Annotated in this window: 17 protein-coding genes; 4 read left to right on the top strand and 13 right to left on the bottom strand. The window is 33.3% G+C overall.

The genetic code is table 11. From position 1 onward, the window contains the following. Nucleotides 1-9: 9 nt before the first annotated feature. Nucleotides 10-630, bottom strand: a complete 621-nt coding sequence (locus FBFL15_RS01360) for a LysE family transporter (protein WP_014082882.1) — start codon at nt 628-630, stop codon at nt 10-12. Next, entirely contained in the window at nt 631-1,305 is a 675-nt protein-coding gene (trmB, locus tag FBFL15_RS01355) for a tRNA (guanosine(46)-N7)-methyltransferase TrmB (protein WP_014082881.1), read from the bottom strand. A gap of 67 nt (nt 1,306-1,372) precedes the next feature. Between trmB and FBFL15_RS01350 the strand changes: the two genes are divergently transcribed. Next, a complete protein-coding gene (locus FBFL15_RS01350) occupies nt 1,373-2,458 on the top strand; it encodes a glycosyltransferase (protein WP_148267881.1) in 1,086 nt (361 codons plus the stop codon). Nucleotides 2,459-2,488: 30 nt separating this feature from the next. On the opposite strand, the gene FBFL15_RS01345 is transcribed toward FBFL15_RS01350, so the two are convergent. Then, a complete protein-coding gene (locus tag FBFL15_RS01345) occupies nt 2,489-2,944 on the bottom strand; it encodes a DinB family protein (protein WP_014082879.1) in 456 nt (151 codons plus the stop codon). Between the two features lie 69 nt (nt 2,945-3,013). Here FBFL15_RS01345 and FBFL15_RS01340 point away from each other — a divergent pair, with 69 nt between their 5' ends. After that, nucleotides 3,014-3,367: an arsenate reductase family protein gene (locus tag FBFL15_RS01340; RefSeq protein ID WP_014082878.1), complete on the top strand. Its 354-nt coding sequence runs from the start codon at nt 3,014-3,016 to the stop codon at nt 3,365-3,367. On the opposite strand, the gene FBFL15_RS01335 is transcribed toward FBFL15_RS01340, so the two are convergent. The 6 genes from FBFL15_RS01335 to FBFL15_RS01310 all read right to left on the bottom strand — a co-directional run bounded on the left by FBFL15_RS01335 (nt 3,364) and on the right by FBFL15_RS01310 (nt 12,275). After that, the gene (locus FBFL15_RS01335) at nt 3,364-5,634 is read right to left on the bottom strand and encodes a cation:proton antiporter (RefSeq protein ID WP_014082877.1); all 2,271 of its coding nucleotides are present in this window, start codon (nt 5,632-5,634) and stop codon (nt 3,364-3,366) included. The two genes, FBFL15_RS01340 and FBFL15_RS01335, sit on opposite strands and share 4 nt — an antisense overlap. A gap of 114 nt (nt 5,635-5,748) precedes the next feature. Next, entirely contained in the window at nt 5,749-6,567 is an 819-nt protein-coding gene (locus tag FBFL15_RS01330) for an OmpA family protein (protein WP_014082876.1), read from the bottom strand. A 13-nt stretch (nt 6,568-6,580) separates the two neighbouring features. Beyond that, nucleotides 6,581-8,212 carry a S41 family peptidase gene (locus FBFL15_RS01325; RefSeq protein ID WP_014082875.1) on the bottom strand — a complete coding sequence of 544 codons (1,632 nt, stop codon included), beginning with the start codon at nt 8,210-8,212 and terminating at the stop codon, nt 6,581-6,583. 16 nt (nt 8,213-8,228) lie between these two features. Beyond that, on the bottom strand, nt 8,229-8,627 hold the full coding sequence (gene rnpA / locus FBFL15_RS01320) for a ribonuclease P protein component (RefSeq protein WP_014082874.1): 399 nt from the start codon (nt 8,625-8,627) through the stop codon (nt 8,229-8,231). 276 nt (nt 8,628-8,903) lie between these two features. Then, nucleotides 8,904-11,516, bottom strand: a complete 2,613-nt coding sequence (locus FBFL15_RS01315) for a beta strand repeat-containing protein (RefSeq protein ID WP_014082873.1) — start codon at nt 11,514-11,516, stop codon at nt 8,904-8,906. A gap of 519 nt (nt 11,517-12,035) precedes the next feature. Further along, on the bottom strand, nt 12,036-12,275 hold the full coding sequence (locus tag FBFL15_RS01310) for a hypothetical protein (protein ID WP_014082872.1): 240 nt from the start codon (nt 12,273-12,275) through the stop codon (nt 12,036-12,038). A gap of 539 nt (nt 12,276-12,814) precedes the next feature. On the opposite strand from FBFL15_RS01310, the gene clpB reads away from it, so the two are divergent. Continuing rightward, a complete protein-coding gene (clpB, locus tag FBFL15_RS01305; protein ID WP_014082871.1) occupies nt 12,815-15,418 on the top strand; it encodes an ATP-dependent chaperone ClpB in 2,604 nt (867 codons plus the stop codon). A gap of 593 nt (nt 15,419-16,011) precedes the next feature. Here the strand turns inward: clpB and FBFL15_RS01295 are convergent. Then, on the bottom strand, nt 16,012-17,163 hold the full coding sequence (locus FBFL15_RS01295) for an IS110 family RNA-guided transposase (RefSeq protein WP_014082870.1): 1,152 nt from the start codon (nt 17,161-17,163) through the stop codon (nt 16,012-16,014). Nucleotides 17,164-17,412: 249 nt separating this feature from the next. Here FBFL15_RS01295 and FBFL15_RS01290 point away from each other — a divergent pair, with 249 nt between their 5' ends. After that, nucleotides 17,413-17,604 (top strand): hypothetical protein, encoded by a 192-nt coding sequence (locus FBFL15_RS01290; RefSeq protein WP_044032013.1) that lies wholly within the window; start codon nt 17,413-17,415, stop codon nt 17,602-17,604. Nucleotides 17,605-17,640: 36 nt separating this feature from the next. On the opposite strand, the gene FBFL15_RS01285 is transcribed toward FBFL15_RS01290, so the two are convergent. The 3 genes from FBFL15_RS01285 to FBFL15_RS01275 form a co-directional block, all read right to left on the bottom strand. Further along, nucleotides 17,641-20,001: an efflux RND transporter permease subunit gene (locus FBFL15_RS01285; protein ID WP_014082869.1), complete on the bottom strand. Its 2,361-nt coding sequence runs from the start codon at nt 19,999-20,001 to the stop codon at nt 17,641-17,643. Between the two features lie 264 nt (nt 20,002-20,265). After that, complete coding sequence (locus tag FBFL15_RS01280) at nt 20,266-21,165, bottom strand: OmpA family protein (protein WP_014082868.1); 900 nt, start codon at nt 21,163-21,165, stop codon at nt 20,266-20,268. Between the two features lie 30 nt (nt 21,166-21,195). Beyond that, entirely contained in the window at nt 21,196-22,317 is a 1,122-nt protein-coding gene (locus FBFL15_RS01275) for a Ppx/GppA phosphatase family protein (protein WP_014082867.1), read from the bottom strand. Nucleotides 22,318-22,840: the final 523 nt, after the last annotated feature.

Genomic DNA, 22,840 nt, shown 5'->3' with positions numbered 1-22,840 from the left:
CTGTTTGTTTTAAAACATTTTATAAATGGTTATCAGAGTAACAATTCCTGTAACGGAGCCAATAATTGTATTCATATTTTTGAAGAAAAAATCCGTTTTAGATTCTATTTTTTTAAAGAACAGAATGTATATATAAAAAACCAAAAAGGAACCTAATGCAACGCCCAATAAAAATAGTAATATTGATACATCATTAAATGTAAAATAGTGGTAGCTAGACAGCGTAGTGGCTATTAAAACATAATATGGAATTGGGAAAAAGTTGAGAGCAGACAACAACATGCCAAGAAAAAAACGGCTTTTTTTGCTTTTGATTTTGATATTTTCTTTTTTGGCCATTGGTTTTTTGGCAATGCCTAAAAAATAAATGGTTAATAGGGAAAAAATAACCATTCCAATGGTTCTTAAAACATAGATAACATGTGGTCTATTGTATATATAATGAGCAAATAATACCGCCAACAATGTTTGCATCACTATAACAATCAAAGCACCACTCACAAACGATATGGCTCTGTCTTTACCGTCTTTAAGACTTACTTTTGCTGCGGTCATATTGATTAATCCTGGCAAGGCAATACCTATACAAGCTGAAATAAATCCAGATAAAAACGGAATTATTTCTTTCATTTATTTGATTTTAAATCGAATGTAAGTAATGGCTTTTTTGATTTCCAAATATTGTTTTTCATAAAAAGTTTGGATGCTAGTAACTTCTTTTGGAGCTCCATGATTTTCATATACGTTATGATTGGCATACAACACCTCATGACCTTCGCCATGCAACAATCCAAGGGTATAGCCATGCATAAATTCGGAATCTGTTTTTAAATTTACAATTCCATCGGGTTTAAGAATTTTTTTATATAATTTTAAAAACTCCGCATTGGTCATTCTGTGTTTGGTTCGTTTGTATTTTATTTGTGGATCAGGAAATGTAATCCAAATTTCATCTACTTCTTGGTTTTCAAAAATGTGATGAATCAATTCAATTTGTGTTCTAACAAAAGCTACGTTATGCAATCCTGTTTCTACGGCTGTTTTTGCCCCACGCCAAAATCGGGCCCCTTTGATGTCGATTCCTACAAAATTTTTGTCTGGATATTCTTGTGCTAAACCCACTGCATATTCGCCTTTGCCACAGCCCAATTCTACTATCAAGGGGTTGTTGTTTTTGAAAAAATCAGTATTCCATTTGCCTTTTAAAGCAAAACAATTGTTTACAACTTCTTCTCTTGTTGGTTGAAAAACATTTTCAAATGTTTCGTTTTCTTTAAATCTTTTTAACTTATTTTTACTTCCCACAATGATTCGATAATTTTTTTGTAAAATTAAGCAATTTTTTGAAAATAAAAATAAATTATTTTTGCAAATGATAACCAACACTTTTGCCATGCCAAAACCAAAAAATATTTTAGTAGCACCTCTTTATTGGGGTTTGGGGCATGCCACACGGTGTGTACCCATTATCAAAGCATTAATTGATCATGGTTTTTCGCCTATTTTAGCTTCTGATGGTAAGGCGCTGTTGCTTTTAAAAAAGGAGTTTCCTCAACTTCTGACTCTCGAATTGCCTTCCTATCACATTACATATCCTAAAAAGGGTGCTTTTTTGCGTTGGTCTCTTTTGCTACAAGCACCCCAAATTGCAAGAGCCGTACAACTCGAAAACCAATTGGTACAAGAATGGATAGTTACTTATGATTTGCAAGGAATAATAGCGGATAGCCGATTTGGTGTATATTCCACTACAATTCCTTCGGTTTATCTTACGCATCAATTGCAAGTTCTTTCGGGGTTTACAACTTTTTTGACCCGTTTTTTTCATCAAAAAATCATCAAACAGTTTCATGAATGTTGGATTTTTGATTTTGAAAACCATCTAAATTTATCGGGAGCTCTAGGACATCAACAAAATTTTAATTTCCCTGTCAAGTATTTAGGACCTCAATCGAGGTTTGAAAAACATATTTGTACAAAAAAATATGATGTCATGGTGTTGCTATCGGGGCCAGAGCCTCAACGGACTATCTTGGAATTGGAATTGGAAAAAAAATTTTCTTTTTTTGACGGATCTGTTATTTTTATAAGAGGTATTGTTGAAGCTAAGCAAACTTATGAAAAAATAGGTTGCATCGAATATTATAATTTTATGACTAGTACGGAATTAGAATGGGCCATTTTGAGTAGCCAATTGCTGGTTTGCAGGTCGGGATATTCTACAGTTATGGACTTGTATCAATTGCAAAAAAAAGCGGTGCTTCTACCTACTCCCGGGCAGTTTGAACAAGAGTATTTGGCTACCTATTTAAAAAAGCAACACCTTTTTTATAGTGTCAAACAATCCCAATTTGAGCTTTCAGATCTTGATCGGGCGTTTGAATTTCCTGAATTTTTTCCAGCAAATGCAGTTTGTTGGGAGTCTTTTTTTGAAATTTTTACTGCTTCAAAAACTTAGTTAGAATTTGAAGCAGTAACTTGGAGTTATTTATATAAACTTGCGTAATCCAAGAATAATTCCCAAATGAATTCCTTCGTGCAGGTTGTTAAATGCAATGGCATCTTTTACATTTTGTAAAACAAATCCCGTGGAGGTTGGGTATTCTTGATAGTTTTTAAAAACGTCATTTTCAAAATCCTTTTGGGTTTGATTTATGGTAGCAAACAGCAATTCTTGCAATAATTTCACTTCGTTTTCAGTAATTTCTTCACTGGGTTTTGTTCCTTTTCGATATTTTTCGATCATTTCGTCGGTTACCATCATGGGGAGTCCAGAAAGTTTGTAAACTAATAATTGCTCGGTTACAATAACGTGTCCGATGTTCCAAATCAAGTTGTTGCTAAAACCGTCTGGAATTTTATGGAGTTGTTCCACCGTATATTGTTCCAAAATCGAAGCCAGAATTTTTCTGCTGGTTTGTGTAATTTTAAATGATTCTTGCATATTTTTATTTTTTTATAAAATTACTAATTTTTATTGAATAGAAACTATTTTCTTTGCATAAAAAAAACAATGAACAAAATTTATTATTTGGCAAGTTGCGATACTTGTAGAAAAATCATCAAAATGTTGCCAAAAGACATTTCTTTAACTTTTCATGACATCAAACAAAACCCAATTTCTGAAATAGAGTTGGAACAAATGTATCAATTGGCAGGAAGCTACGAAGCCCTTTTTAGCAAAAAAGCTGTTTTATACAAGACGTATGATTTGAAGAACAAAACGCTAACCGAAGCCGATTTTAAAAAATATTTACTCGAACATTATACTTTTTTGAGTCGTCCTGTGTTTATTATCAACGGAAAAATATACATTGGCAATAGTCAAAAAAACATTAACGAAGTACTTCAAGTAATTCAATCTTAAGGTTTGATTATCAATACCGAAGGAATATTGCTCAACCAATTGCTTTGAGCGTCAATTAAATTTTTCCAACTTTCTAAACTTATCAATACGATGTCGTGATGGGCTAGCAGTTCTTTTGGAATTTCTTTGTTGTTATTAATGTCCAAATGGTCTGGATATTTTTCTTCTAAAGAGCTAATGGCACTTTGTAATACAAAATTGGTTTTCACAATTTTATGACTATCCGAAATAGTGATGTGTGATTGGTTGTTGAAAATCAATTTTTGAGCATAGTCTATCAAAAAAGTATCTTCCTGACTTAGTATAGGTAAAAAAACTTTTTGAACATCCTGCAAATCATTATCAATCAAAATACCAATAGGAGTTTTGGTTTTTGAAATAATTTGGCGGGTTCTTTCATCAAAGGGCGAGTTTTCAAACAAGCCTTCTTTGCCTTTAAATTTATCCAAAAGTCTGTCAGGATTGATTAATCGGGTCGTAAAACCAAGAACTTTGCCCAGAAAAGTGCCTTCAAAAATGGATTTTCCAAGTCCAATCAACAGCAAGTCATATTCGCCGTTATTGGCTACCTCGGCAATATTGGTTTCAATATCGGTTGTTGCTTTAAAAATGGTGGTCAATTTTTGTTTTAATACTTTAGATTGTTCTAACAAAGGACCAAATTTTTCTTTTTCAACCTCCTCTAAATTAAAAGCGTGCATTTCGTCGCTAGGCGTTAAGTGCATGGCTGTAATTTTGGAGGTCTCGGGTTGTTTTTTTATCAAACAATTGGCTAATTTTAACAAGGATTTGCCTTTTTCATTGTTGCCAAAAGACAATAATATTCTAAAATCCGATGTATTGATAATTTCTTCATCTTCATCTACGTCTTTCGTATTGAAAATGTAATTGATAAGGTTTAATGCCGGGCCAGTCATGAATGTAGTTAGCAATGCCATGATTACCATCATAGTAAATACCTCTGGTGTTAGTACTTTGAGATCTAATCCAATATTAAGTACAACGAGTTCCATCAATCCACGGGTGTTCATCAAGGCACCAATAGTTAAACTATCTCGCCAGGATTGCCCTACAAATTTTGCAGCCAAAGCACTTCCTAAAAACTTTCCCACAACGGCAACCAATATGATAAACCCTGTTACTTTCCAGAGGTACACATCGTTTATAAGTCCAATTTGAGTTCGTAAACCCGTAAAAACAAAAAACAATGGAAGGAGTAAAATCAAAGAGACATCTTCAACTTTTTCGATAAAAATATTTCTAAATTTAGCTATATCGGGCATGATAACTCCTGTCATAAAAGCACCAAATAAGGCATGAATACCAATGACTTCCGTAGCATAAGCAGAAATTATTAAAGTCAGAAAAAAAATAGCCACAACAGGCTTGGTTAATTTTTCTTTGTCGCCATACAATTCGCCAATTTTTTTAAGAAAAGGTTTTACCAAAAACAACATGGCCAAAACATAACCAAAAGCCAACCCCATTACATAAATAGAGCTCAATACCGATCCTGCTTTTACAATGGCAATTACGGCCGCAAGCAAGCACCATGCTGTAATATCGTCTGCGGCTGCACAAGTAATTACAATGGCACCTAACTTGGTTTTATGAATACCCCTTTCTTGTACAATTCTGGCCAAAACAGGAAAGGCTGTTATACTCATTGATATTCCCATAAACAACGCAAATGATAAAAAGGCTACTCCCTTTGGAGCAAACTGGTAATATACAAAATAAGCCAAAGCAATACCAAGTGTAAACGGAATGACAATACTAGCATGACTAATTACTATGGCATCGTTTGCTTTATTTTTTAGAATTTTCAAATCAAGCTCCATACCAATGACAAACATAAAAAGTATAAGCCCAATCTGACTTAAAAATTGTAAATTACCTAAAGATTCTGTAGGAAACAATGCTGCAGAATATTCTGGAAAATACATACCAACGAGCGAGGGTCCTAAAAAAATACCCGCAATAATTTCGCCAATTACAGAGGGCTGTCCAATTTTTCTAAAAATCCAACCAAAAAAACGAGATACTAATATGATGGTAATGATTTGTACTAATAAAATAGCCAATGGATGGTGCAAATTGTGTTGCATAGAGGCCATAAAATCATTCCAATAATCATTTGTTGTATTTGTTGAAGCACTAAATTTACCTATTTCTAACGACTTCCCTTTTGTTAGAATCCAATACATGAGTGCAGAAAAACCGCCTGTTATGATCAAGTAAAATATAGTGTTTCTGTAATTTTTCATGACGAAAGTAAATTTGATATTTTTTTCAAGACAAAGATGCGAATTTTTAATAAAAAAACGTGTTTTTATCGTTAAATTATTGTAAAATAATGCAAATCATTGATTTTATGTTAATTAATAAGTTTTAGTAATCACCAATTCTACCCGCCTATCATATTCCGATCCTTTGTTTAAAGGTCTGGTATTTCCATAGCCCTTAAAGGTCATTCTGTCTTTATTGATATTTTTGGAAATGAAATAATTATATACAGCTTCGGCTCTATTTTTAGACAATCCTCTTTTTTTGGTATCTTTGTCTATGGCTTCTTTTTGATAGGGTGGCGTACAACAAACGTGTCCTTGAATTTCAAAATCAAAATTTTTAAATTTGTGTAATTGTCTTGCTATTTGATACAACTCTTTTACAGATTCTGATGTTAATTGGCTACTGCCTTTCTCAAAATAAACTTTCTCTAAATAAATCCTATCGCCTACAGTGTGAGTTTTTTTGATGGTATTGTATAACCCTGGAATGTTAAGTTTGGGTAGTGGTTTCAAGTTCAACACCACATCCACACGCCTGTTTTTGGATCTAATTTCGGGTAAATTTTCTACAATGTCATCGTCTATCAACACCCGTCCTTTGCCTTCAATTGTAACAATGATTTTGTTTTTGATGCCGTTGTCTATCAACTTGTTTTTGATGGTGTTGGCTCGGTTATTACTCAATTTAAAATTATATGCGTCTTGTCCTCTATCATCGCAATAACCAAATATTTGTACAGAGGCTATTCTGCTAGTGTCAGATTTTATTATAAAATTAACCACATCAGCCGCTTGTTTGTCGTCCAAATTGAATTTATCAAATTGAAAATAAACAGATTGTACGGCTTCTTCTTGAGCTTGCAAAAGGAATATTTGCCAAAAAAAAAGGAGGGCTATTTTGATTTTCATGCTTGTTGTTTTTTTATTTTTTCAAAATGCGGTTGTATGCTTCCAAATTTGTCAAAATGTCCATGGCCTTTTTAATTTCAACATTGTTTTGACTGTAATATTCATAAAGCCCTTCGCTATAATAATAGCGTTTTATAATTTCGTCCTGCAATAACTTTTTTATTTCCTCTTTGTTGTCTTCTAATAATTGTTCCTGACTTTTTTGAATCGCTTGATACAGCTGTTGGTATGCGGGCTTGATGGCTGTTTCAATGTGCTCTTTTTGAGCCGCTTCAAGGGTTTTTTTCAATGCCTTTTCGCTTTCTGTATCAAAATTAAAATTCGATTTTTTTAAAAATTGTTTAAAATCGTCAAAATCTTTTGATGTAATTTCGGGCATGGCATTTCCAATATTTTGATGTTGATAATAATATTGGGTTGCAAAATCAAAAACACCATTGTTTTTTAATAATAATTCGCCAATGGTACTTCTTTTTGATTCAGACAACTCAATATCGGGCAAAATGCCTCCACCGTCATAAACGGCTCTCCCTTTTTTGGTTTTGAAAGCTGTATAATTTTTGGCCTCTGTTCTAATGGCTTTTCCATTTTCGTCCTTGTGCAAATAATCCAATGCCTGAATACACCGTCCGGAAGGGGTATAATATCTGGAAATTGTAATTTTGCATTGGGTGCCATAAGGCGTTTCAAAATAGCGCTGAACCAATCCTTTGCCAAAACTTCGGCAGCCTATTACTACAGCTCTATCCAAATCTTGCAATGCTCCCGATACAATTTCGGAGGCCGAAGCACTTTTGCCATCTACCAATATTGCCAATGGAATTTCGGTGTCTATTGGCTCTTTATCAGTTTTGTAAACGGTATTATACTGTTCTATTTTGGATTTTGTAGTAACAATAATTTCGTTTTTTGGAACAAATAAATTGCAAATATTTACAGCTTCGTTCAACAACCCGCCAGGATTGCCTCGAAGGTCTAAAATAATTTTTTCGACACCCTTTTTTTTCAATTCCTCAAGAGCATGCTTGGTTTCGAGCGTCGTTTTTTCGTTAAAAGCCGACAAAACAATGTATCCAATTTTTTGATTCATTGTCGTATAATAAGGTACCGCCTTGATAGGTATTTCGTCCAACGTAATGCTGGTACTTTGGATAATGCCTTGCCGTAAGTATTTGATTTGCAATTTGGTATTTTTAGAACCTTGCAATAATTGCGAAACATCGTTTTTAAATTCCGATACATTAACATCACCAATTTGGACAATGACATCGCCAGGTTTTATACCCGCTTTATCCGAAGGATAGTTTTTAAAAACTTCTTTTACAAGTAGTTTCCCATCACTTCTTTCAGTAATTGCACCAATGGACGTATAAGCTCCTGCCTGCGAAATTCTAGCCTTTATCACATCTTGTTCATTATAAAAATTAGTATATGGATCCAAATCCGAAAGCATATTTTTGATAGACTTATCCATCAATTCGGCAGGATTTACGTCATCTACATAATTCAAATGAAGGGTTTTATACAACTCCGTAAATATTTCTATTTGCTTGGCAATTTCAAAAAAATTATCCTTAAAAGCAGTACCAATAAAAAACAAGCCCGATGCTATAATTGGCAATATGTATTTTTTTTGAATAGTCATTTTTGTTTTCTTTTAATTAAATGGTATGTGCTATGTCCGTATGTTCGTTTAAATTTTGAATAAATTTTTCAAAAAGTTGCTGGGTTTTTATTTCTATTTCCGAATAGGTATAGCGGTCTTTGGTTTGATAAAACAACATCATGCTGTAATGTTTGGAACAGCTTGCCGTCAAAATGGATTTGTTTTTTCGATAGGTTTCTCGAAGCATTCGTTTGAAATAATTGCGATCGACCGCTTTTTTAAAATACCTTTTGGATACCGAAACTCCCATTATAATTGGTTGGTTGTCTTGATTTTGTGTAGGTACAAAAACCAACCTCAAAGGGTATTTTGAAACAGATTTTCCGTTTGAAAACAATAAATCAATCGTATTTTTGCTTTTCAATCGCTCAGATTTTGGATAGGTAAAAGTCATTTCAAAAAAAGAATTTGTTTTTTGTGTAAAAATACAATATTTTTTATAAATATCAAAAACCAAAATTGGGTTCATTTTTTGAAAATGCTATTTTTTGAGAGTAATACCAAATCTATTATGATATGATCATATTTGTATTGAGGGATGCTGTTGATCTATTGAAATTGAATAGAAAATTTAATTGTTTTTAGATTTATTAAAACAAAAAAACCTAATATCAACATCATTAATATTAGGTTTTGCTTGAAATTATTTTTCTTTTAATTAACTATATCATTATAGTTGATTTATTTTTATTCCATATTGTCTGTCCACGTTACCATTATTTGTTACGGACAGTTCACCATTATTATTAACGTCTATGGTATAATTAAATTGCGTTGTATCACCGCCGTCCTGACAGCCCGCAGTAGCTACTGTCATAGCAATATTAGCCTTAGAATTTTGAGTTACAGTATAGTCAGCAGGAACATTATTACCTACAACGCTTACATTATGCCTCAATGCCCAAGTATTATTTGGTGTTGAGCCTGTTAATAAAAATTTAGACACAATACTGTAACCACATCCATTACCCGTAGTAATAATAACTTCATAGCTTGCATTAAATTGTGTTGGAATTGTAATCAAACTTGATGTAGATCCTGCTGAAAAAGTTGCTGTAACGGTTACATTCTTATTAGGTTCTTTTTTAACTTCGCCACTACTTGTTATCACCAATTTATTTGACACATCTGTTCCTAAAACATCTGGAACATTAGAAATATTCATATCGCCATTTACATGTAATTTAGCCGACGGACTAGTTGTTCCAATACCCATATTTCCTGAAATTAAATCTGCATACAACACAGTGGCATCTGTGCTGTAATTTCTAATGGCAAATGCTCCAGAACCTGCAGCTAACTTTGTCCAAGCTCCTGAGCTGTTACCTATTGCTATACTTCCAAAATTTGTTAATGTTTGACTACTTGTAAATCTTGCAACTTCTTTTACAGCTGATTGGACATCTAGTTTCGATATTGGATTGGCTGTTCCAACACCTACATTTCCGTCTGTTGGGTTCAATGCTAGAGGCAAACCTGTTGTTCCAGATTTATTTTGTGATTGAATATAGGAACCAAATGGAGAGGAACTAAAGGTTCCAAAATCTAAAGCATGGTTTGAATTGCCATCGATTCGAAAAGTAGCATTGGTAGCATCCACATTTTGTGCCGACGGTTGGTTGTTAGTCCCTTTTACCGTCATTTTATTAGTTGGTGTTATGATTCCTACTCCAAAATTTCCTGTATCGGTAATACTCAATCGAACAGCATTTGAAGCATCATTATCTACCAATTGCAAGAAACCATTTCCATTACCATTTCCAGCACTATTACTTTGCCAAGCCCATGATCTGCTGCCTTTTAGTACTAATTGTGCTGCTCCTGTGGTTACTGCTCCAGTATTGGTAACTTGTATGCCTCCCCACTCAAGGGCTGTTTTTACATCAAGTGTTTTAGCGGGGCTAGCTGTTCCAATACCTACATAATTGTTAGCGGCATCAACAAAAAAGGTATTGGTATCTACTTCCAAATTATTAGTTACTCTAGCGTTGCCTGTTCCAGAAACCGAAAATAATCTAGTAGCTCCAGACACTCCAGCGTTGTCTTTGTCTGATGCATTTCCAGTAGCCACCTCAAAAACAGGGCTGTCTGTAATGGTAGCCGACTTGACTAACAATCCACCACCATTTGAGGTAGCTGCATTATACACAGCCGCTGCCCAAGCTGAACTAGCTCCTGATGAAGTAGCCCAAGCTAGTGCTTGGTTTGGTGCCTGTGCTAAGGTACCCGATGATAGTATATTTGTTGCTGTATTTGAAAGTAGCCCAACAGGCGATGCTGTTTTGATGCCCATTTTACCTGTTGAGCTTGGATTAAAAATAAAATTACCCGTGGTTGCAATAAAGCTGATGTTTTTATCATTTACAGTAATATCTCTATTATTAGTTATGCTACCATTTCCAGTGTAAATGTTTTGTGAATTGGCTGTTGTCATAGTAGTCCATTGTGGTGCTGTGCTCGAACCTTTAGATACCAACATTTGTCCATCAGTTCCAGAGGTACCATTAGCAATGAGCGTCCCGTTAAATCTTAAATTACCATTAACTTCTAGTTTTTCTAAAGGAGTACCAACACCTATGCCTACATTGCCATTATTATGTAAAATTGTTATTCCTACTGCATTTACAAATGTTGAACCATCATCAATTAAAGATGCTCCAAAAATGGTTTTGCCATTCAAATTGATAATAGCTGATGATTTTAAATCTGATCCTGCATTCAAATCCTCCAATATAATTCTAGCCCCGCCAGTAGTAGCTCCTGATATTAAAATACCATTATTGCCCGATGAGGCAATTAACGATGTCCCAGTATCTTGAACATGCAATAATTTTGCGGGTGTTAAAGTGCCAATCCCTACATTTCCTCCTTTTGGATTTAGTGATAATGGTAAAGTAGTTGTGGCAGTTTTGTTTTGGTTTTGGATATAAGCCCCATAAGGTGTAACTGACATTGTACCCATGTCTAGCGAATGATTGGTACCTCCATCAATTCTAAAAATGGCATTGGTTTGATTAACACTTAATGCGGAGGGTTGTGCATCTACCCCCATTACGACTAATTTGTTCAACGGAGATAAAGTACCAATACCGACTGAACCGGCAGAGGTAATGATAAAATCATTTTGCTGCTGTGCTGTTGTTGGATTTCCAGTTGTTGCGTTGTCTTTGGCCCCATCAACATTAAAAACACCTTGCGGATTGGTTGTTCCAACTCCTACTTGTGCAAATGCACCCGCTGCCAAAAATAGGAAAATAGATAATAGTAAACTTTGTTTTTTCATTTTTAACTTTTTCTTGAAGTTTAAAATTAAATTTTATGTTATAAAATAATTTATTGTCGATTGAATAACATACCATTTATAAAATTAAAGTGCAAAGGTATAAATAAACAAACAACATTCCAATTTACTTTTTTTATGAACTTATTAATAAAGAGCTTGAAGCAATATTAAAATCAATATTTTAAATAAAAATTTTACTATTAACCGCTATTTTCAAGTTTCGCAAATCATCAAATCTACTTCTTGAAAACAGACTTTTTTTCTTAATCCATTAAGTGGTTAAAAGCCTCACTAGCAGTCATCCTATGTATGGATTCCAAATCTGGAAATTCAAAGATACTATTGCGGTTATGTGGCCTTGGTCTATTTTTTTGAAACGCTGCATTTTGCTCGCTCCAAATTGTTTAAAAAACTCGATTATTTGTGATAAATAGACCTGAAAACTTGACTTGTACAGTATTAGGCACTGCATTTACAATTAAAAATGTTTTGTTTGACATCATTTTGATTTTCGATTATTCAATAATCATGATTTTTATGTATCCAACGGTGTTTTTTATTTACAATTGTGCCTTTTTCCATATACAATTTGTGGCCAGCTAAAATGCCGTTTAATAATTTGGCGTTCATGCTTCTCATCATCATGGCATTCATCATGTCGAAATTGAAATTTTTCTTAGTATATACCATCGTTCCTGTTAGATAAGTTTGATTACCAAATTTTGTAACTTCCAAAGCCATTTTGTCGATACCTGGCATTTTATACCAAATATACATATAAAATTGTCCAATCTACTGGTTCTTTTTTGCTAAAATTATTCAAAAAAACAGTTCCGTAGCCCAGCTATACAACGATTTTTTTTGAAATTTTTTTTTTAAAAATCAACTACGCATCTTTGGACTATTTTATAAATATATTGGGTATAACCCTCTTAGCGTTTGAATGCTGACACAGTTTGAAAAATATATTTTCTTAAAACCATAACTTTTTTAGAGTGATGGCTTTTTGGTTTTTTTATTACTGCGAGGTCGGGAGTCCGTTACAAAGTTTTACAGATGAATCTCTTCGGAGTACTGGTGTATCGAAAAAAATGGGCTTCTTTTGCTTTTTTAACCGAATTCATAATATTTATATATTTTCAATTCCAAAAAGTTGCATTTACTAATTGAAGTTAACCGTCTTTTTGTCTTAATTTAATATAAATTAGCTAACAAATTATGCCATTTTGTCATTAAATGAGTTTTGGAGTATATTTTGTTACGATTAATTGAACCCCAATTATAAAACATTAAACAAAATGAACATTAATAAATTTACAACCAAATCGCAGGAAGCCATCCAACTTTCGCAACAAATTGTGCAAAGTGTGGGGCAACAACAAATAGAAAATGAGCATATTTTCAAAGCACTTTTAGAAGTGGATGAAAATGTAACGCCTTTTTTATTAAAAAAATTGAATGTGAATGTGCCGCTTTTCAAACAAATCTTGGAAAGTACCATTCAAAGTTTTCCAAAAGTTTCCGGTGGCGAAATCATGCTATCCAGAACCGCTAATTCGACTCTGAACGAGGCCGAAATTTTGGCTGGAAAAATGAACGACGAATTTGTTTCGGTAGAACATTTGGTACTCGCTATTTTTGGGTCGAAAACTAAAGTAGCCCAAATTTTAAAAGACCAAGGCGTTACCGAAAAAAGTCTAAAATCGACAATTGAGGAAATGAGAAAAGGCGAAAGAGTAACCTCTGCCTCTGCCGAAGAAACTTATAACGCCTTAAACAAATACGCCAAAAACCTCAACGATTTAGCCCGAAGCGGCAAATTAGACCCTGTTATTGGTCGTGACGAGGAAATTCGTCGTGTGTTGCAAATTCTAACCCGTAGAACCAAAAACAACCCCATGTTGGTGGGTGAACCTGGTGTGGGTAAAACCGCCATTGCCGAAGGTTTAGCACACCGAATTGTAGATGGTGATGTACCCGAAAACCTAAAAGACAAAATTATCTTCTCCCTTGATATGGGCGCTTTGATTGCGGGTGCCAAATACAAAGGCGAATTTGAAGAACGTTTGAAATCGGTAGTGAAAGAAGTAACTGCTGCCGAAGGCGACATTGTCCTTTTCATTGACGAAATCCACACTTTAGTGGGTGCTGGCGGTGGCGAAGGGGCGATGGATGCGGCTAATATTTTGAAACCTGCTTTGGCACGTGGCGAGTTGCGTGCCATTGGAGCAACCACTTTGGACGAATACCAAAAATATTTTGAAAAAGACAAAGCCCTTGAAAGACGTTTCCAAAAAGTACTAGTCGAAGAACCCGATACCGAAAGTGCTATTTCTATCTTGCGTGGCATTAAAGAAAAATACGAAACGCACCACAAGGTACAAATCAAAGACGAGGCCATTATTGCAGCGGTTGAATTGTCGCAGCGTTATATTACCAATCGTTTTTTACCTGATAAAGCCATCGATTTAATGGACGAAGCGGCTTCAAAATTGCGAATGGAAATCAATTCAAAACCCGAAGAATTAGACGTTTTGGATCGAAAAATCATGCAATTGGAAATTGAAATTGAAGCTATCAAACGGGAGAAAGACGAAAGCAAGTTGAAAGTTTTGGGCATGGAATTGGCGAACTTGAAAGAAGACCGCAACGAGATTTATGCCAAATGGAAATCGGAAAAAGATGTGGTGGACAACATTCAAGCCGTGAAAACCGAAATTGAAGATTTCAAATACGAAGCCGAGCGTGCAGAACGGGATGGAGATTACGGAAAAGTAGCTGAAATTCGGTATGGAAAAATCAAAGAAGCTCAAGAACGTTTGGATGTTTTGGTGAAACAAATACAAGAAAATCAAGCAGGAACATCTTTGATTAAAGAAGTTGTTACCCGAGAAGATATTGCCGAAGTTGTGGCTAAATGGACTGGAATTCCAGTAACCAAAATGCTCCAAGGAGAAAGAGAAAAACTCTTGAAATTGGAAGACGAATTACACAAACGTGTGGTGGGACAAGAAGAAGCCATTGAAGCCGTAAGTGATGCCGTTCGTAGAAGTCGTGCGGGTTTGCAAGACATGAAAAAACCTGTGGGTACCTTCCTTTTCTTAGGAACAACTGGAGTGGGTAAAACCGAATTGGCGAAAGCCCTAGCTGAATATTTGTTTGACGATGAAAATGCCATGACCCGAATTGACATGAGCGAATACCAAGAACGTCATTCGGTGAGTCGTTTGGTGGGTGCTCCTCCAGGCTATGTGGGCTATGACGAAGGTGGGCAATTGACCGAGGCGGTGCGAAGAAAACCCTACTCTGTGATTTTGTTGGACGAAATTGAAAAAGCCCATCCAGATACCTTTAATATCTTGTTGCAGGTGCTAGACGAAGGCCGTTTGACGGATAACAAAGGCCGCTTGGCCGACTTCAAAAACACGATTATCATCATGACCTCGAATATGGGTAGCCAAATTATTCAAGATACTTTTGAAAACTTGAAAGGCAGTGTTGAAGCGGCTACAGAAGCTGCCAAAGTGGAGGTTTTAGGTTTATTGAAACAAACGGTGCGACCTGAATTCATCAATCGAATTGACGAAATTGTGATGTTTACCCCATTAACAAATGCTAATATTGCACAAATCGTAGGTTTACAATTGAAATCGGTTACTAAAATGCTAGCACAACAAGGCATCACTATGGACGCTACACCCGAAGCCATTCAGTATTTGTCTCAAAAAGGATATGATCCACAATTTGGAGCAAGACCTGTAAAAAGAGTGATTCAAAGGGAAGTACTGAACCAATTATCTAAAGAAATATTGGCAGGACAAATCAAAACGGACAGTATCATTTTGTTGGATGCGTTTGACAGCCAATTGGTTTTTAGAAATCAAGGGGCAGTTTTGAGTTAATTTTATAAAAATTTAAAGCTGGTTTAAAAAACAGCAATAGGTTTCTTCCAATGGAAAAAGAATCATATTGTAAAAAAAAGGTATTACCAAATATACATATAAAATATATTTGGTATAATTGAAACCGAAGTCTTTTAGCCCAGATTGAAGTGGAAAGGTACTATCTTAAAATCCAAATTTTTTTTCCATAATTTTCATAAAAAATTGACTTTTTTTTATTTTCATTTAATTCGTTTTTAATATTGTTTTTTTGATGGATGGTGCAAAAATGAATGTCATTAATTGAATCATTTCAGGTCATACTTTCTATTTTTTTGTACTTTTGCCATGCAAAAATGAAATTCATTTTACTGCCCCTTTAATTTATTAATTGGGCAGTTTTTTTTTATAAAAGTTTAAAAAAGAATTAGACATTTCTTGTTGTCGGTTTGTTATTTTTTGTATAATTGCCAATCTGCATTCCTTTGTTTTCTTCTTTATTTGAATATAAATTAAACCACTTCCACTCTGACCAATTTGTGTCTAAAAATAGTGTGAATTTTATTAAATCATCGAACCTGTATTTTAGACATTTTGCTGTTCCATCAGCGTTGTTACGCAACTTCACAATGGCTATGTATTTTTTCTTTTTTTTTATCTTTTGTTTCATTATCTTCTTTTTTTTCATAATTTTGCAACTCAGAGAAACCGCTTTTTAAGCTGTTATCTTGTATAGCCTCGGAATTCATTTCGGGGCTATCTTTTTTATAATCAGGATTATAAAGTTCGTTTTTCTTCCAAATATGATATATTAAAACCAATAGTTTTTTTTGAACTGCTACATAGCTTTTCATCTTTATGCCATGTTTTGCAAATGTCCTTTCATATAAATCCACCAATGGTTTCTCTTTATATTTTATAGCTAGAAATGCTGGCATAAACAAAGCCCTACGAATACGACTATTTCCTTTTTTAGAAATTTTTGTCTTACCAACACTTGTTCCAGACTCCCTTTCTACAACATCAAATCCAGCATACGACACTAATTGCTTGTAATTTTTGAACAATTCAAAGCCATTTGTCTCAGCTATAATGGTTGATACACTAAGCAATGCAATCCCTTTTATTTTGCAAATGTTGTCCACTTTTTGTTTTAGAACCTGGTCTGAATTAATCAAATTTTTCATTAATTTTTCAAGCTCCTTAAGCTGTTCTTCGATCAATTCAATGATTGCCTTTTGTTGGTTTATCATCATTTCACTCATATACATGCTGTTTTCTAAAGCATGGAGTTGATTGTTAATGACTGTTTTTTGATCTTGTAAATTTTGATACTGTCTTGTGTATTGTCGCAATTCATAATACAACTTACCCATGGGTTGCCAAAGTTCCAAACATTGTTCTGCTCCCATTTTTGACAATCCTTTGGCATCAATGCTGTCGTTTTTTGATTTTAATCCCAAAGAAATTAAGTAATGCTTTGCCTTATTTGGCAAAATAATAGAAACGGCATATTTTTTTTCTGAAAAATAAAGGGCACAATTTTCGTGATAAACACCTGTAGCCTCCATGCACATAACCAAGGGAATTTCTTGCAACTTTTTCTTTTTGACAATCCATTCGTCCATGCTCTGAAATCCTTTCAAAGTATTTGGAAATGAAGTACTTGCTACTACAGTTACCTTTTGATTACAATCAATTACAGACATGCAAATATCAATTTTTTTACTTGCAACATCCAATCCTACTGAATACTTAATGCTCATAATTATTTCTTTTTAGGATAACAAAATATTACATTTACCTTTGCTCATTTTTTATACAACATCTAAACTAAATAGTATAGTGCTTAAGTACTAATTGTGGTTATTTTGTAATAAAAACAAAGTGGATTTTCCTTTCACATGAATATCATTAAATGTATTTAGCCCGCAAACAATTATGCAACTTTGTTTTGTTATCTATTATCAATTTTTAATTTTCAAAAATACAATTTTTTTGTAAATTATTATCAGATGCAAAGATATGAGCCCGGAGGTTCAAAAGGGATTTTTTGTAGCCACAAAAGAGCGACCAGCGGAAGCTCCTTTTGTGGTGTACAAAAAACCCTTTTGAACCGAGGACTTGAAACGGAAAGCTGGATGAGCTACATAGACATCATTACATCAAATAGATTTGGTATTAAAAAGGCTGTTCAACAAATTTGAACAGCCTTTTTTTGATTATGCGAATTGGCCAATGGACTAATCGATTGTAGAAATTTCGGTTTTGATTCGTTTTTTTTCAAAAGAAAGAACTAAAGCAGGTAATACAAACAGATTGGCAAACATGGCAAATAGCAAAGTACCTGATATTAAACCACCAAGTGCAATGGTGCCGCTAAAACTGGATAAAGTAAAAATAGCAAAACCAAATATAAGCACTACCGAGGTGTAAAAAGTGCTGACGCCTGTTTCTTGCAAGGCACTGAAAACGGATTTTTTGATTTTGCCATTGTTTTGAATCAAATCGTGGCGGTATTTTGCCATAAACTGTATGGCATTGTCCACAGAAATACCAAAAGCGATGCTAAAAACCAAAATGGTTGAAGGCTTGAGGGGTATGCCAAAATAGCCCATTAGGCCAGAGGTGATGCATAGCGGCAACACATTTGTAATAATGGATGCCATAACCATTTTGAAAGAGCGGAACAAATATGCCATTAAAATGGCGATAACAATAATAGCAAACAACAAGGATTCTATCAAATTGTCTATCAAATAGGAAGTTCCTTTTTGAAAAACCAACGCTTTGCCGGTAAAGGTAACCTCGAAACGGTCTTTTGGAAAAAGCAAATCGGTTTTTTGACGTAATTTTTTTTCAATAAGGGCCATTTCGTCTGTACCAATATCCTTCATAAATGTTGTAATATGAGTGTATCGGCCTGTGCTGTCCACGTAAGATTTCATTAAATTTTGTTTGGAATTTTTGGTAGCACTTTTGGCATAAGCCAATATGAAAGTTTGCTCCTGCGAAGTGGGCAAATCATAAAAGGCGGGATTGCCGTTGTAATATGCTTGCTTGGCATATTTTACTAAATTGACAACAGAAACAGGCTTTGAAAGTTCGGGCATACTGTCGATAGTTTGTTGGAGTTGTTCCATTTTTTTGATAACTCCAAGTTTCATTACCCCTTTTTTCTTTTTGGTATCTATCATAATTTCAAGGGGCATTACACCGCTAAACTCTTTTTCGTAGAATAAAATATCTTTAAAAAAGGAGGCACTTTTTGGCATTTCGCCAATAAGGCTACCCGAAACTTTCATTTGAAAAATGCCAATAACACTAAAGAGTAATAAAACGATATAGGCTATATAGATATTTTTTCGTTTGTATCGAACGAGGTGTTCTACCCATTGTAGCAACGCATTCAAATAATTTTTATCTAAATGCAAGAGGTGTTTTTCTTTTGGCAAAGGCATGAGGCTATAAACAATTGGCACGACAAAAAACGTAAGCAAATACACAGTCATGACGTTGATGGCGGTTACCAATCCAAACTCAAATAACAAATCGTTGCCGGTAATCATAAAGGTAGCAAAACCTATGGCAGTTGTCAAGTTGGTCATTAAAGTAGAAACACCAATGGTGGCAATTACACGAATCAAAGCTTTTTGTTTGATGCCATGACTTTTTATTTCTTGTTGGTATTTGTTGATAAGGAAAATGCAATTTGTAATACCGATTACAATAATCAGTGGTGGGATGATGGCCGTAAGTATGGTAATGCGGTAATGAAAAAGCCCCAATGTACCAAAAGACCACACAACACCAATGAGCAAAATGCAAGTAGAAAGTAATGTAGCCCGAAAAGATCTAAAGAAAAAGAAAAAAATTGCAGCCGTAATCAAAAGGGCCGCTCCAATAAAAAGGCCAATTTCGCCTTTCATATTTTCGGCATTGATGGTTCGGATATAAGGCATTCCCGACACTTTCAAATCGACACCTGTGGTTTGTTCAAAACGAGTGATTCTTGGAACTAATTGTTCCATAATGAAGGTTTTTCGGGCTGCCGTATTGACAATTTTCTTGTCTAAATAAACTGCAGATCGGATGCTCGATGTTTTTTTGTTGTATAGCAAACCTTCGTAAAAAGGCAGTTGATGGAACAGTTCATATTTTATTTTTTGTAAATATGTTGCATTGCCTGTTTGATTTTGATCGATTAAAGAGACCAACTTAAATTTTTGTAAAACGGTATCTTTTTCTAATTTTTTCAAATCATTTAACGATACAATCAAATCCACATCTTTAGATTTTTTTAAGCCTGTCATCATTTCGTTCCAAGCCTTGTAAACTTTGGGTGTAAAAAATGTATTGTTCTGAAAACCAATGACTATCAAGTTGCCTTCTTCGCCAAATTTGTTTAAAAAATCATCATATTGCTGGTTTACAATATGGTCTTTTGGAAGCAGGTTTGCCTCTGTATAAGTCATGGCTAGGTTTTTCCATTGGTAACCTAAAAACAGGGTAATGCCAAAAATTAAACCTAAAATATACCCTCTTTTTTGTAGTACAACACCCGCAATGTGTTCCCAAAAATTATTTTTATCTGCTTGTTTCATTGTAAAAATTAATGCGACAAAGGTAAACAAAACTTCAATTTTATAGTTTTATTTTGATAAATATTTTTCAAAAGCAAAAACGGGTTGGGTATATATAAAAATCCTCCTGAGAGTGTGCAAAAAAATGAAATGTATTGATGGTTTTAGTATGATAATTTACTAGAAATAACAAAGGACAGTCAAAAACCGTCCTTTGTTATATAAAATGTATCAAATCAATCAAGGGCTGTGATCAAAGAAGTATTTTGATCCAAAAAAAATAATCTAATCTTTTGGTAAGGAATTCCAATAAATAACAACAATTCTTCTTCTTTCGTCGTCTGTTTGATAATTAGTTATTTTTTTATTAGGAAACTCCTCTCCTTTTCCTATTGCGAAAAAATCAGTTTGAAATTTATTTTGATTGTCAATATTTTGAATCTTGTTTTTATAAATTTGCATCAAAATAGACAATACTTCTTCTGCTCTTAATCTAGAAAGCTCGGCATTTAGCTCTTCTTTAGAAGCCAGAGCTTTGTTTAAATTAGCTGTTAATTGATTAACCAATTCCCCTTCGCTAAACCCCTGACCATCTGCATATCCACTAGAAACAATTGACGAAGATAAATTTATTTTAGGGTATTTTTTAATAAAAACTAATAAACTATCCACAATAGGCGAGAAAACATTTTTAGCTTCCTCCATTTTTTCGTCAGGGATTTTATATCCTCCAGGTCCAAAAAAAGCAGCACTGTTAAATTTTATAAATGTTTTTTGATTAAATAAATTTTCGATAAAATCGAGGGTCTCCGTTTTTACATCCTTCACTTCATCATTATAAATTGAAATAACAGTAACTATTTTTCTAAAATCTTTTACCTTAATTCTTTTATTAGAGGATAGCATTTCATCAATTTTAATTAATGAATCTGCTTTTTTTATAACAGCATTTTTCTCGCCATCTATTATTTTTTGGATAGACATATTAGATCTGTCATCTAATTCACCTAGTGCATTTTTTTCAACTCTTTTTTCTTCTAATTTTGTAATTCTATTGAATAATTGATTTTCAATATTCTTTTGTTCTGCTACTTTGTTTTTGATCTCAGCTATTTGACGCTTACTAACACAACTTGTGGCCAATATTAAAAGTATTAATGCTTTTGAAATAGATGTTATTCTCATAATTTGAATGTATTATTTGTATTTATTATTTTAAAATTCAGTAGATCTAAAAGATACAATGTTTTTTGGATTGATAATTTTTGAATTTTTTATTTCCTTATCAGTGTCTTTTTTGCTTTCTAAAATATAGGCTTTTAGCCATGATAAGTGCCCGCTAGAAACAAAATATAAATCTTTAGTTTCGATGTCATCTATATTATTGATAAAATTGAGCAATATGATATTTCCAGTTACCAAATATTGTTTTGAGTAGGTATCTAGTACTCTTTTGATTTCAGAATTCGTTAAAGCTAAATTTTGAAATTTTTCAAAATTAGTTAACAAATCATTTTGATGCATTTTTACTTCATTTGCATGAAATTTTTTATATTCGTCTTTGTCTTGATTTTGTGTCAAGGTAATAAAAGCCCATAAAGTTCCGCCAGAAAAATAAATTTTTTTTCTTTTATTTAAAACACTATCAGCACCAAAGGCTTGCTTAAATGTTTGGTTTAAAGAGTCGCTTAATTTTGAAATTTCAGAAACATATTCGTTAAAATCAGCAGGGTTTGTTAGATTTTTTTTCGCTTTTTCAGTTAGAGAAACTGTTCCATAATTTAATTTAATTGGCGAAAAAGTGGAGTCGTTTTTAGTTTTAAAGTCTAATAAATACCCCCCCTTTGTATTGCCTCCTCCAATATCTATAGAAAAAGAATCTTTAATGTTATAGAATGGAATCCCCCCTAAAATCATTAATCTTACTTCGTCTTCAACACTTATTACTTTTGATTTTACTTGCAATAATACATTAATTTTCTCTAAAAAATCATTTGTGTTTTTAGCTATTCCAACACCAGATGAGACTACTATATAAATATTGTTTTTGTCGATATTTTTTATTGATTTTACCTTGTCAAAATTTTTCTTAAGTAGGTTTAATGTAGTAATCATATCTTCGTTACTTATAAAGTCAGTTTTCGAAATATTTTTGCTAATAGGTGTACTTTCACTCCATGATTCTATAACATTGTAACTACTCGTTTTTATGTTAGAGATTTGCAATATGGTTGTTTTCATTCCTTTACCCCCTATTTCAATGCCTGCATAATATTCTTGTGTTTGAGAAAATACTAAAAATGGCAGTAAAATAAAAAGCAATACACTGTTTTTCATCTATTTATTTGTTAATTTCTATTTATCTAAAATTAGAATGGTCTAAATTAAAGTATTAAAATAATAAATAGAATTTAGATTTTAATTTATAATCCTTATCAATAATCGTGCAAAATTACAATTTTATCAATTATAAAAAAAAAAAAAATCGTTTATATATTTCATCCAAAAAAAATGGCAAATCGTTTATGTAAGTAATTGCCAAAATTTAAAGCCGTGTTTTGTTCCAAAATTATGCAGCACAAAATTTAATTGTTCTTTGAGATTTTCAAAACTTTTAACCTTCGACAAAAATATACAGCCTAAATTTTTCGGTTTAATAGCGATTTTAAATAATTCTTATAAAAAATTAATTTTAGGTTAGAATGAGGATTTATGATAAAGAAACAGGGGAAATAAAATCTTTTCGATTATTTTTTCACAAATTTTAAAAAAACAATCAAAAAAAACAAATTATATTTGCAACCAAATAATAAAAAACAAATTATAGCAACATAAAAAATATAAACATATCGTTGAGCTT

The organism is Flavobacterium branchiophilum FL-15 (assembly GCF_000253275.1).
Lineage (GTDB): Bacteria > Bacteroidota > Bacteroidia > Flavobacteriales > Flavobacteriaceae > Flavobacterium > Flavobacterium branchiophilum.
The sequence above is the reverse complement of the archived record's forward strand: the minus strand, read 5'-3'. Positions and strand labels throughout refer to the sequence as shown.